The organism is Aeromicrobium fastidiosum, assembly GCF_017876595.1.
Classification (GTDB): domain Bacteria; phylum Actinomycetota; class Actinomycetes; order Propionibacteriales; family Nocardioidaceae; genus Aeromicrobium; species Aeromicrobium fastidiosum.
Window position 1 is genome coordinate 154,923 of sequence record NZ_JAGIOG010000001.1, and the last position, 12,064, is coordinate 166,986.

The following is a 12,064-nucleotide window of genomic DNA, read 5'->3' on the forward strand; positions in this document are numbered from 1 at the left end:
CCGGAGCGCGTGGTGGATCTTCGCGAATTGGTTCTCAGGCGAACATCCTGTAGACGCTGCTTGAATCCCAAGACTTCCAATGTCTCCGACTCCGAGCGCTCACCTGCCGGCCGAGCCTGCCGCCGACGGCGGCGGATGCGCGGACGGCTGTCGCGCACCCGCGACGCTTCATCAACCGAACTCGCGAGCTGGTCCCGTGTGCCTGGGCTACACCGGCGGGTAGCGCATCGCACTGGCGAGGCGCACCACGCGACCTCAACGATGACTCCTCCCAGCATCGCCTCGAGCTGAACTGCCATTGAAGGGTGAATGGGCAGAGAGTCGACGCCGACCTGGCGGCGGCGGTTCCAGCAAAGAGTCCGTCTCGCGGTAAGCGGTACCGGCTGACTGAGCAGTCCTGCTCGATCTGCACATACCCATTGCACGATGGTCCGCGGCCCGCACTGTCCTAGGCATCACCAACGCCTAGGAGGCACCATGAGCAAGCACCGCACTCGACGAGTCGGACGGCTCACCCAGCGATCGACATACGCACAGCTCGAGTCATGGCTTCGATCTCGTAACGGAGACGCTGTCAATCGCGGCACGATCATCCGCCGAGCTCGCCTCATCAGGACGTCCGGCAGGAGCAGGGAGGCGTGGAAGGCGAGCGCCGAAACGTCATTCGCCTCGATCGACAAGACACTGCCCGACGTAGCGCAAGCACTCGCTCTCGGATTCGATCTCATCCGTAACGACGCCATCGGCGTCACAACACGGTCAGAACTGGGAGACAGCGTCTTTGTTCTGCGCCGTGGGCATGCGCCTGGCGGAAAGGGCGAAGCGCAGATCGGCCTCATCCTGCACGTCGGGGAAACCCTGTTTCTCTATCTCCTGACCTCTGCGCGCGCGAACGACATCAAGGGCGCAACAGCGGACCGCGGCTCCAACGCCTTTACCGAAGTTCTTTCGACGGTCGTTCGTCACATCACCGATGCCGGCCGATCTGCCGATCCGACCTTTCGGCCGGAGGTTCACGCCCGAGAGCACGGGCGATTCGTGCGAAGCGAAAAGCACGGTGCGGCCTTGAAGGAAACCTTCATCCGCTGCAAGGCTCTGGTATTCAAGCCTCAGGAAGTCGACTTGACCGACCCTGCCGCACAGCAGGCTTTCTCATTCGGATCACTCATGGAGGATTCGGCGGTCAACTCCCTGATCAAGGGAATGAACCGGCCCGAGGTCATCATGCAAGCTGACGGCGCGTGGTACGAGGGCCACAAACAAATTCCCTTCACGCACCAACCAGCGAGGACGGTCGAAACGGACTCTCGGACTGGCCGGACCATCGAGACAATCCACAAGCACCGCCTCACTGTTGCTGACGACCTGAACCTCGCCAAGACCATTCTGCGGTCGCTCGTCGATGAGGTTCTCAAGGACAAGGCCGGGACGAGGGGCGTGACCGACTGGGAAGCCGTTGGTGCCGTCGCGGCCGGCTTCGGTTTGCCATCTCGTAGACCGGAGGACGCCGTCAGGGACGTTCTCTTGTCCGACCTGCCGCCAGCCTCTCAAGGGCGCGCGGGCAGGAACTTGCTGCAGAAGAACTACATCGACGGTTGGCGTCACGGGTCCTTCTTGAAGGACGTGAAGATCAAGACGGCGCTAGACCTGGAGCTTGACGGGGTAGAGATTGTCACCACCGCCGACGGTGACTACTACCGGTGCAAGATCGACTTCCCGCTTCCTGAGGGAGGGTGGGGCATCACGGACGAGGAGTGGGACCTCGTCCTGAAGCGCCGCTACCCGCAGACCGAGGAACAGAAGGCCGCCCGGCGAGCAGCAACAACCGGTGAGCGTTTGCCGTTCGCGGGTGTCATCGGGTGGGACGACACCACGACCGGCACGCAGTGGAAGCTGCAAACCAAGAAGACGTACGGGCTGCACTCCCGTCCGCTGGACGAGGCCTACGTCCGGGGTCTTCCTGTCGGGTGGGAGCGCACCACCATGGGCCCGTCCCATGCCACGCTGCGGCCAGCGCTCCTGCACACGTCGGTGGGTAAGGCCATGGAGGCAGCGCTCCTTGCTTTGGACTCGCCCGCGCAGGAAACGTCGATGCCGGTCTATCGCGCAGTGTCCGCCACCGAGTCGACAGCCGACCGTGCGCGGAAGCAGATTCAAGAAGCGGAGGAAGATCTGACCGATGCTGAGGACCAGCTTGCTGGCGCGGAGGACGAGAATGCCCGGGCGGCCGGACGCGTGCGGAAGGACCCGTCCGACACCAACACCCGCACAGCCAAGCGAGCCCGCGCGACGCTAGAGCGGGCACAAAGTCGAGTCGTCGACGCCGAGCAACGCCTCGCCCAGGCCAACAAGCTGACCGCGAAGCAAACGACGAAGGCAACCTCGTCCGAGCACGAAGTGGAGTCCGCTACCGCCGAGTTCACGGCCGTCGCTCTCCAGAAGTGTGTCGAGTCCGCACCCCCTTGGTTGAACCAGGCGTGCGGCTACTTCTTGACCGACTGGACCATGACACCCGTCAGCGTTCCTGGCCGTCGCCCGTCCGTGGACTGGTCGTGCAACCTGGTCCTGGCAGATCCCGAGACCGGTACCGACGTGCTTGTGCCGCTGTCCGGAAACGTCGCAAACACCGCGCACGACGGAACAACTCGCGGCCGCAAGAAGGCCGAAGCCATGGCCTGGGCCTTCCTCTACGACGGCCAAGAAGTAGCAGACATCGCCGAAGCAGCCGGCCTCACACGCTCGTCGGCCAAGAACTCGTACGCCTACAGCGAGATCAGACGAGTCATGTCCGCCGTCGTGACCGACAGCCAGCTGCTGGCAGCAGCGATGGACCACTTCTCTCCGGCTGCACGGCGCGTCCTGTGGGCAGCGGTTAGCGACCAAGCCAAGGCCCTCCACGGCATCGACCCGGGCTTCGCGAAGCACATCAAGACCACCTACACCGGAGTGGCAGCCGTCAACTCCTGGTCGTTGTGCCGAGGCAGCTTCTTCCACCCACGCGCAGTCGCGGGACTGCTCAAAGCAGCCGGCGGATCCATGACCTTGCCCGACCTCACCGAGGCCAGCGGACTCTCGGCCGAGGACATCATGTCGCTGACCCGTGGCGGGTCCAACTCCCCCGGCAGCACAGCGACCAAGCAGATCGCGTACTTCACGAAGAACTTCTCCCGCGGCGGCACGCCCATGCCGATGGCCGAACGCGTCATCAGACTGCGCGAATGCCCACACGAGGACTGCCCCGATCGTCTGCGCGGCAACGCCGCATGGTGCACGATCATCCTCCGCCTACCTGAGACCGAGGCCGGGTTCGGCGTGCTGTGCCCCACCTGCCGGCGATGCCCCGTCCAAACGATGTCCAAGGTCAGGTTCCCCGCCGACTACCTCCGACCCTGGAGCGGACGATTCGGACGAGGCAGCCACGCCGCGGGCCGAAAGCCTGACGTCCGCATCTTCCTGCAACCCGGACTGCGCGACCCCGGACCAGCGGCGCCGTTGCCGGACGTCGGCTGCCTCCCCCGCGAAGACACCACCATCCGCGAACGATCCCCGAGAGCCAAGCGCCCCGACAAGGCACAGAAGAGCCGCCCACTTCGCGGACGGCGCGTCTACGTCGACCCTCGGATCGTCAACGACGAACGCCGAGAGCTCGCGGAGCACATCACTACCAACGGTGGAGATGTCGCCATCCGACTGAACAAGAGCGTCCTCGTCTACGTCCACCCCGGAGACAAACCGCACGGTGAGCACCTCGCGTGGATCACAAAGATGAAGATCCCGACCGCCAACACCGAGTCCTTCTACATGCGCGAACCCAGCAGCTGGGTCGCGTCCTAGGGCATCAGGTCGCAACGGATGCGTGCATGCGGATGCGGGTCCCGAACCGTAGAGGGGCATGCCCACCTCTCATGCCCCATCACGCTCAGACACCAACACCATGGCTGCTCGTATCCGAAAATGGAACGCCCTCAGCTGGGACGAACTCAGTGAGCTCATGAACGCTCAGCCGTTTGACCCAGCAACCATCGGTGATCACCGAGCACAGATCCGCGTCGTGGCCACAGAGCCCGACGCACAAAAGCAGCTATCCGACGCCTAGACGTCCTTCTGCCCACTCATCTCAGTCCTGAGCAACCCGTCGGACGCCTCGGGGCGATCGATCTTGAGGCGAGCCTCATTGCGCAATGAACGCTGAGCCGCACGATCTCAGGTCTAACCCCTCCTACCTAGGACACCGTCATGGAATCGTTCACCTTCAACCTCGTTATCGACGGACCGGCTGACCAGCTCAAAGATTTTTACGACGCCACAGCCCAAGCGTCGACTCTTGCCGGAGGCATGCTGCAGTTCAAGTACGCCCCGTGGACTGCATCCACACCGCCTATCGGTGACTGGACCGCAGACTTCTGTACCGCGACTCTGTACGCCGCAATCCGACACGGCATCAGTCACCTGGTGGCCAGTGCCGAGATCGTCGGCCAGACCCCCTTGAGGCCAACCATGGACGGCAAAGCTGCAATCACGTACGAGCTAGACGTCGTGTCCGTCCCGCTCTACGAGCTGGAAGAGACGTCCCGGCTCCACCCCGACCTGACCTTCACTGCTACCTGGACCGCGCCCTTCGCGCCACCGATGAAGTCCCAGTGGATCGCCGGCGACTGGACTATGGAACGCACTGACACCGACCCTGCCGGCGCTCAGTAGAACGCGACGTCAAGCAGTCAGCCCCGGTCCTGACGTGATCTGACATGCGCGCTGGACCTAGCTCGCCTCAGCATTGACGTCAGCGGCAGCGCCCTCGACGGCGTGCCGCCGTTTGCGCAGCATCTCCGACCACGTCGAGTGACCCAGCTCGCAGCGCGGCCTCCGGCTCGGACTTCTGGCAACCGAGCGGAGTACATCAGCGAATGAAGCTGGTGGCGCACCACGCGACTTCGAGGCCCCGCCGCCTGTCGAAAGCAAGCAACCGCATCTGCCTGCACGCTTCGCCAGATCCTCAGGTATGTGCGCCATTGCGCCCATTGGGGAGCAGCGCACTGTCCTAGTTCTGGCACCTGCCGTCAGAGCCAACGACAACCCCACAACCACACGAGATTGGAACAAGACAAATGAGCAAGACCATCGAGGTGCTGCTGTTCATGAGCGGCCCCACCAAGGACATCAACGCCCTGGCCACCACCGTGCGTTGCGCGACCAGTAAGAACGGCGCCTTTGACCAGGCCCACGTCCAGCAACTCGCAAGCGGAGTGAGCGTCCCCGCCCATCTGGCCATGGAGAACATCAACCAGCAGGCGGTCGACACGTTTGCTCACCTCTCTCCGCGCAGGCTGCGACTTATCGACAGCAATGCACCCATCACCCCCGACACCGCGACCACCGCCACATGGGAGATCCACTTCCGCGGCGACGAGGTGCCCAACCTGACGATCGAACTCGCGTCCATCGCGTACCCGGACGTGTTCTTCGGATGCTGGGCCGTCATCAAGAATCTGAAGGCCGCCTCACCTCACGACCGTGAGATGGAGATGACCGCTACGTGCGAAGCCGGCCAATGGAACTACGCCCACCGAGAAGCGGCACGCAACTCCTGTCCCTGAAGCACCCTCTGGTCCCAAAAGGCGGCTCAAGCATCGAAGGCGGGTGGCACACAAGGTGTCGCCACCCGCAGGTCGAACCGTCTCATCGTTCTGACCCCGACAGCGAGTCGGGCAGACCTACTCGACGCCACGTGCAGTAGATACGCCGTCGGTGGAGTACTCGAACTGGGCCAAGTCGGCATCAAACAGCACGTAACCACCGTCGTTCGCGACTAGGGATCGAAACGCCGAAAGTCCCGACAAGATGGCGACCTCCCACTCCGCAGGGGTCCGCACGCCAACCTCGAGTGGACCGACCAGCATCTCGATGTTGTCGAGCAGGCGTTGGTCCAGACGCTTGATGGTCTTCCCCATCTGGTGCTGCCCGGCGTATGCGAAAACCGTCGCAGAAACACCTTCTTCGATGGCGATGGCGCGACCGCCATCCTCGTTCTCATCAGTCCTCTGAACGCTGCGCCTCTTCAGGCCGGCGAGACTTCGCGTGACCGGCGACCACCCGAGCAGCGTTGCGTAGGCAAGGTGGAACACGTCGTGGAACCGGTAGCCGTCTGCGTTGTGCGACGCATCGGTGAGCTCGTCACCGAGCTGGCGGCCCTCGAAGTAGATGCGTACCGACTCGCGCCCGTCAGCGTTGGTACCGGAGCGGAACTCGTAAACGCCAGCTCTCGGGAGTCGTTCGTGTATGGGGTAGTCCGCGTCCAGCGCCGCTGTCGGTGATGTCAGCCACCGCGAACGGGTTTTCGTGATGTTGGCCTGTGCCACCTCATCCAGATCGAGACCGACGTGGGAGGCGACGTTGGCGACGTACCAAAGCACGTCTCCGAGCTCCTCGCGCATCCGAGCCTTCCACCAGTGGTGCGCCTCGCCATCTCGAAGACGCTTCTTGTATTCGCTAGCCACGGAGCCGGCTTCACCTGCAAGACCCAGCAGGTGCACTACCAGTCCGGCGTCGTAGTCCTCGGCCTCCTTGGGAGTTCCGGTCCCATCGCCGGTCTGCGTGGCATTGAACTGGTCTGTATCTGACGTCTGTCGCTGATACTCGGTGAAATCCATCCTTGACTCCTGTTGTCTTTTCCGACCGCCTTGTGCTCTTTCCAGACAATGTTCTATCATGGGACAAGCGTGTCGGTAAAGCCGACAACACGATCGGAGAAAAAGTATGGATCAACGGCAAGTCGAGGACCTCATCCTGGAACTCATCGCGGACGGACAGCACCGCGACGCTAAGCACCTGCGCGCGGAACTCGAAGCGCTGGGTGAGGAACTGCCCATCGATTCGCTTTTTGCAGTGGAAGTGCTCGCACAGGTCGAAGACCGGTGTGGCGTCACGCTGTCCACCGATCCGGAGCGGGCAGCCGCGATGAAATCGGTCAAGCTATTCGCGGCAGCAATCGTGGCAGAGCTCGAGAAGGTCCAGCGCGCGTCAGCAGGCGGAGAGATGCCGGCGTGAGCGAAGACCCGTCGGCCGAGTGGCGTCAGCTCGGCGTCCGGCTGCGCGACGCACGCGAGTACTTGTCGTTGTCTCAGCAAGATGTCGCGGCGAGCACAGGCATTCCCCGTTCGGCGATTTCCGACATCGAGCGGGGCCAGCGGAAGGTGGACAGTCTGGAGCTGCGGAAACTGGCAAAGATCTACAAACGCCCCGTCGCATCTCTGCTCGGCACCGACGACTCCGACACCGGCTCAGAGACCTCGCGCGATGTCAGTATGCTCGCGCGCGCCGTGGAAGGCCTCACTGTCGATGACCGCGCCGAAGTGGTCCGCTTCGCGGAGTTCCTGCGCTTTCAGTCTCGTGGGAGTGGCGGCACCGCATGACTCAGAAGCCTTCGCACCTCTCGTCGGTCAAGCCTGCTAGCGCAACCTCAACTTCAGCAGCACGACCGATGACGTGGGCGAAGGCGCACCAGGTGGCGCACATGGCGGCAGCAAAAGCTCATCACGCGCTCGGGGTTGATCTGAGCGGGGTGAGCGTCGACGTCGTCAGCGCTCTGGGAGCCGCCGACCTCATCGTCATGTGGCGACCCATGCCGCAACTCTTCGGTGCCTACCTGAACGAGCCGGGTGTCGCGCCGGGTGTCCTCATCAACAGCGCACTCCCACGTCCCGCCCGACGGTACACATGCGCTCACGAACTCGGACACCACTGGATGCGCCACTCCACCAGCGTTGATGACGGGTCGAGCATCGACACGACACTTCACGAGGACATCGACGCAGTCCCGCAAGGAAACCGCCGTCGTCCCTGGCCCGAACAGGAGAAACTCGCCGAAGCCTTCGCCTCCTGGTTCCTCATGCCAAGGCGTGTGGTCGCGACCGCGCTGGACGTGCTCAATCTCAATCGTCCACGCACCGCAGCTGACGTTTACTCGCTATCTCTACTGCTCGGCACAAGCTACCGAACCACCGTCCGCCACCTCCCGAACCTGCGATTCGCGACCCCAACTCAAGCCAACTCCTGGGCGAACGTCGCCCCGGGTCGCCTCAAGGCAACCCTTGACGCCGGAGTGTCTGCTCCCACATCCAGACGCCCGGACGTCTGGATTCTGGATGACCGGTTCGACGGCCTCCGACTACCTGTCAGGCCAGGCGACCGACTCGTCATCCTGGGCCCGCCAGGTGTCGCGTCGCTCAGGCCCTCAAACACTTCTGTCCCGTTCTCAACGACACAGCTCGGCCAAACCAGCGGAACCCTCCGCGACGGCACCGTCCACGTCATCAACGACAACCCAACAGGCTCAGAACTGACTGTCACGTTCAACCACGCTTCCACGACCCTTCACATCCACCCGAGCCCGACCGGGCTGGACCCGCGAGGAGCAGCATGAAGTCCACCGTCGCCACCGGCGTGTTCGCCGGCAGCAATCTTTCCGAGGCCTGGCAGAACACCGTTCTGGGCATCGACCGAGCACCTGACCAGAAGCTGTTTCATACCGTCACCCGCATCGACGACCCGACCACTGAAGACGACCATGTGCGCCGCGCCATCGACTCACTTCTAGCCGACGAGGGGCACATCGACGTCGAGACGGTCGCAAACACCATTTTTCCCGCTCGCCTGGCAGACCACTGCGCCACCATCGAGGAACTAGCTGAACGCTACCGAGCCATGTACACCACCATTCGCCGATTCCGGGACAACAACCGCGGGACGTACTTCGGGCGAATGGTCAGCTACCCAGGACCGACGGCAACGGACAGTACAGACCAGCTCACGGCACTCGTGTCTCGGCTGCGTGACCAACTCGAGTTGAAGGGACCGATGAGCACGCCTTACGAGGTGACCCTGGACAGCCCCGGCGAAGACGCCGCCGGCACGCCGGATCCACGCCACGGCGACTCTCACGACTTCGACAGCACCGCCGTCGCCCACACGAACGCGGCCGGCGAGGGTCGCATCCGCGGCTTTCCCTGCATGTCCCTGCTCAGCGTTCAAATCGACAGGCACCACCTTCATGCGTTTGCGCACTATCGGTATGAGCTGCTCATCGAGAAGGGTTACGGCAACTACCTGGGCATCGCTCGGCTTCAGCAGTTCCTGTCCGAGCAGGTCGGGTTGAAAGTCGGTGTCCTGACCATCGCGACGGGGCGAGCGAATGTGGACGTGTCACACGCCAAGGTGACGAAGCATTTCGCGCAGGACTCGCTGCTCGTACCGCGAAGTTAATGTTCAGCGCGCCGCGAGCAGACCAGTCGAAGCGTCGCGCGAGTTTCGTCGAGGCCGGCGTGTCCGATGCTCGTCTAGATCCGTCGGCACTCGCAGCGGTGAGTCGCACTCCTCTGGGTTGATGCCCCATTTCGGGGGGAACCACGCGGGTGTCGGCGTGCCCGCCGGGGCAAAGCGCTGCTTGATGCGCGACCTGCCGGAGTAGCCAGCAATGTCAGGGTGCACGACTCGTGCGTATTTGTCGGTCTCGCAGAACAGGTTCTGGCAATCGATGAGTTGGAGCGGTCGGCCACGAAGACCGGTGAACTCGAGTCCAAGCCGCTCGAAGTGTTCGTCCTGGTGCTCAGCGACGTACCGAATGAGATCTGCTTCGATGCCCTTCGCTGCGTCACCGAAGCATTTGCGGAGACCGTCACGGGCGCCTGGTCCCGCCACAACGAAATCCATCTCGTCGAAGTTGATGGCCGTTGAGTAGTTCAAGTCGGTCGCGAACTGGAACGCGAGAAACGGCCCCATGCTTGGGTACGAGAGCAGCAGCTCATACACGGTCTTCATCGTCGAGGCCTCGCCGAGCCTGTCCGGTAGACCTTCTCCGAACATCCGTGCCAGCAGACGTAGATGGTTCGTGTGCTTTCGCGTCGCGCCGAGGTGGGGTGCTGGCATGACGTAGGCCGCGGAGTAGATCCGCTGACCCTCCGCCATAGCCGCGGAAAGAACGCGGTCGTACGCAGCAGCATCGAACGACGCCCACGACGGCGCACCAACCTCATCGACGAGCAAATTCCAGGTCTCGATGCGGTTGAAGAATTTGAATAACAGGATCCGGAACGCAACTTCGTCCGTCGCCTGGTCGCCCGTGTAGATGACGTCGTTGATGAGGAACTGGCTCACTCGGTCCGACGCGCGGTAACAGTTCGTGAAGCGGTGACCTAGAAGGACCGGGTCATCAGTCCATGGGCCTTCCGTCCCACTTTGGCGTGCGTCGTACACCTGCTGGCGGGCGTGGGCAAAACGCCAATAGGTGTCAAAGACGGGGGTCGGCGAAATGGTGCGCCCCGCGATAGTGATGGATGGCGCCGGTGCGTTTCTCACTGAGGGCGCGGCGGACCCCACCGCTACAGCATCATCACAAAATTGGGAAGCGACTGACCCCCGGAATTCGACCACGCGTTCACTGTAGGACTCATCCCATCGGCAAGCTGGGATCCATCACGCGACACGTCGCCCGCACGAGGCCAGTCTGCGTCCCTGTTCAATTGGCGCGCTAACCCGCACGCGGTGGTTCCCCACCGGATGACGATGGGATGCGCGCATCGCGAGCCCGGTCCGTCGCATCCTCACTCGGTCTGCATTCCAGCATTGAAGCCCAGCATTCGTAGACCGCGGACCTTCCGAACCACTGCGGAAAAGTCAACACAGTCCGTCAGCATGTGGAACATCCCGGACGCGGCGTCGCAGCAGATTCCCGCGTTTACGCCTAGGACTTGACACGTGGCACCAGTGGCAGGCCGCGTAGCCGACGCTCAGCAGGATCGGACGGTCGAGCGTCCGGGCGAGCGCGAGGGCCTCGGGGCTCCACTCCCACCAGTCGACGGGGTTGTCGGCGTGCTGCTGCAGGTACGGCGAGGTGGCGTCAGCGAGTCGGTTGGCCATGCATCCACCCTAGGCCGCGTCCTCGCCCTCGCCGGGCTCATGCCGAGCCGTGGATCGCCGTCGTCAGCTCGCTGAGCCGCCTGCCGGTGCCCCGACGACGATCGGCGATGACCTCCGCCAGGATCGACACGGCGGTCTCCTCGGGGGTGCTGCCGCCGAGGTCGAGCCCGATGGGCGACCGCAGCCGCTCGAGCGCCTCGCGCGAGACGCCCCGCTCGATCAACGAGGAGATGCGGTGCTCGTGCGTCGAGCGGCTGCCCATGGCACCGACGTACCCCGCGTCGGACGCGAGCGCCTCCTGCAGCAGCGGCAGGTCGAACTTGGGATCGTGCGTCAGGACGCAGATGACGTCGGTCGGCCTCACGTCCACGCTCCGCAGGTACGTGTGCGGCCACGAGACGACGACCTCGTCCGCCAGCGGAAAGCGCCGGGCAGTCGCGAACACCGGACGCGCGTCGCACACCACGACCCGGTATCCCAGCAGCTTCGCCGCGCGGCTGAGGGCGTCGCTGAAGTCGACCGCACCGAACACGTACAGGCTCGGGGTCGCGGCGATCGACTCGACGAAGACCTCGCCGACGGGATCGCAGTACGGGCCGTCCTCACCCACGGTGCAGAGCGCTGACCGTCCGTGGTCGAGCATCGCGCGCAGATGGCGCAGCATGCCGTCGCCGACCGGCCCGGGGGGCACCGGGCCCACGACGCCCGTCCGCGTCAGCACGACACGCTCGGTCGTCCGACGCGAGAGGTCGATCGAGGTCGCGATCGCCACGGCATCCCGCTGGGCGACCGCGCGACGGACCTCCCCCAGCTGCGGGAAGGACCCGGGCCCGACGGGCTCGACCAGCACACGGATCGTCCCGCCGCAGGTCAGCCCGACCGCGAAGGCGTCCGCCCCGGAGACACCGTAGGTCTCGAGCGCCGGGACGCCCGTGGCCAGGACCTCCTCGGCCACCCCGACCAGGGCGCCCTCGACGCATCCACCGCTGACGCTGCCGACCACCTCGCCGTGCTCGCTGACGGCCATCGAGGCACCCGCCGGACGCGGCGCCGAGCTCCACGTCTCGATCACGGTCGCCAACGCGAAGCGCGTGCCGGCCGTGTACCAGTCGTGCACGGCCTCGACGATGTCCTGCACGGCTGCTCCTCCCGC

The 12,064-nt window shown here is 64.1% G+C and carries 10 protein-coding genes and 1 pseudogene; 7 read left to right on the plus strand and 4 right to left on the minus strand.

The window, feature by feature from the left end:
• Positions 1 to 477 precede the first annotated feature (477 nt).
• The 3 genes from JOF40_RS00755 to JOF40_RS00765 all read left to right on the plus strand — a co-directional run bounded on the left by JOF40_RS00755 (position 478) and on the right by JOF40_RS00765 (position 5,594).
• Positions 478 to 3,834 (plus strand): hypothetical protein, encoded by a 3,357-nt coding sequence (locus JOF40_RS00755; RefSeq protein ID WP_129183190.1) that lies wholly within the window; start codon positions 478 to 480, stop codon positions 3,832 to 3,834.
• Between the two features lie 402 nt (positions 3,835 to 4,236).
• A complete protein-coding gene (locus JOF40_RS00760; RefSeq protein ID WP_129183192.1) occupies positions 4,237 to 4,701 on the plus strand; it encodes a hypothetical protein in 465 nt (154 codons plus the stop codon).
• 404 nt (positions 4,702 to 5,105) lie between these two features.
• Complete coding sequence (locus JOF40_RS00765; RefSeq protein ID WP_129183193.1) at positions 5,106 to 5,594, plus strand: hypothetical protein; 489 nt, start codon at positions 5,106 to 5,108, stop codon at positions 5,592 to 5,594.
• Positions 5,595 to 5,711: 117 nt separating this feature from the next.
• Here the strand turns inward: JOF40_RS00765 and JOF40_RS00770 are convergent, their stop codons facing one another.
• A complete protein-coding gene (locus JOF40_RS00770) occupies positions 5,712 to 6,647 on the minus strand; it encodes a nucleoside triphosphate pyrophosphohydrolase family protein (protein WP_129183194.1) in 936 nt (311 codons plus the stop codon).
• A gap of 106 nt (positions 6,648 to 6,753) precedes the next feature.
• Here JOF40_RS00770 and JOF40_RS00775 point away from each other — a divergent pair, with 106 nt between their 5' ends.
• The 4 genes from JOF40_RS00775 to JOF40_RS00790 all read left to right on the plus strand — a co-directional run bounded on the left by JOF40_RS00775 (position 6,754) and on the right by JOF40_RS00790 (position 9,258).
• Positions 6,754 to 7,044 carry an acyl carrier protein gene (locus JOF40_RS00775; RefSeq protein ID WP_129183195.1) on the plus strand — a complete coding sequence of 97 codons (291 nt, stop codon included), beginning with the start codon at positions 6,754 to 6,756 and terminating at the stop codon, positions 7,042 to 7,044.
• Positions 7,041 to 7,409 carry a helix-turn-helix domain-containing protein gene (locus JOF40_RS00780; protein WP_129183196.1) on the plus strand — a complete coding sequence of 123 codons (369 nt, stop codon included), beginning with the start codon at positions 7,041 to 7,043 and terminating at the stop codon, positions 7,407 to 7,409. The genes JOF40_RS00775 and JOF40_RS00780 overlap by 4 nt, the downstream gene beginning before the upstream one ends.
• A 149-nt stretch (positions 7,410 to 7,558) precedes the next feature.
• Positions 7,559 to 8,419 carry an ImmA/IrrE family metallo-endopeptidase gene (locus JOF40_RS00785; RefSeq protein WP_209674298.1) on the plus strand — a complete coding sequence of 287 codons (861 nt, stop codon included), beginning with the start codon at positions 7,559 to 7,561 and terminating at the stop codon, positions 8,417 to 8,419.
• Positions 8,416 to 9,258 (plus strand): hypothetical protein, encoded by an 843-nt coding sequence (locus JOF40_RS00790; RefSeq protein WP_129183198.1) that lies wholly within the window; start codon positions 8,416 to 8,418, stop codon positions 9,256 to 9,258. Before JOF40_RS00785 ends, JOF40_RS00790 begins: the two co-directional genes overlap by 4 nt.
• 3 nt (positions 9,259 to 9,261) lie before the next feature.
• On the opposite strand, the gene JOF40_RS00795 is transcribed toward JOF40_RS00790, so the two are convergent.
• The 3 genes and pseudogenes from JOF40_RS00795 to JOF40_RS20130 all read right to left on the minus strand — a co-directional run bounded on the left by JOF40_RS00795 (position 9,262) and on the right by JOF40_RS20130 (position 12,049).
• Positions 9,262 to 10,425 (minus strand): nucleotide kinase domain-containing protein, encoded by a 1,164-nt coding sequence (locus tag JOF40_RS00795; RefSeq protein ID WP_197984178.1) that lies wholly within the window; start codon positions 10,423 to 10,425, stop codon positions 9,262 to 9,264.
• A gap of 321 nt (positions 10,426 to 10,746) precedes the next feature.
• A pseudogene (locus JOF40_RS00800) lies at positions 10,747 to 10,911 on the minus strand (DUF255 domain-containing protein); the annotation flags it as partial.
• A gap of 37 nt (positions 10,912 to 10,948) precedes the next feature.
• The gene (locus JOF40_RS20130; RefSeq protein ID WP_129183199.1) at positions 10,949 to 12,049 is read right to left on the minus strand and encodes an XdhC family protein; all 1,101 of its coding nucleotides are present in this window, start codon (positions 12,047 to 12,049) and stop codon (positions 10,949 to 10,951) included.
• Positions 12,050 to 12,064 lie beyond the last annotated feature (15 nt).

Bases quoted from the DNA above. Each gene is read 5' to 3' on its own strand.
- JOF40_RS00775 (WP_129183195.1), top strand. From the start codon at position 6,754: ATGGATCAACGGCAAGTCGAGGACCTCATCCTGGAACTCATCGCGGAC.
- JOF40_RS00760 (WP_129183192.1), top strand. From the start codon at position 4,237: ATGGAATCGTTCACCTTCAACCTCGTTATCGACGGACCGGCTGACCAG.
- JOF40_RS00770 (WP_129183194.1), bottom strand. From the start codon at position 6,647: ATGGATTTCACCGAGTATCAGCGACAGACGTCAGATACAGACCAGTTC.
- JOF40_RS00765 (WP_129183193.1), top strand. From the start codon at position 5,106: ATGAGCAAGACCATCGAGGTGCTGCTGTTCATGAGCGGCCCCACCAAG.
- JOF40_RS00755 (WP_129183190.1), top strand. From the start codon at position 478: ATGAGCAAGCACCGCACTCGACGAGTCGGACGGCTCACCCAGCGATCG.
- JOF40_RS00790 (WP_129183198.1), top strand. From the start codon at position 8,416: ATGAAGTCCACCGTCGCCACCGGCGTGTTCGCCGGCAGCAATCTTTCC.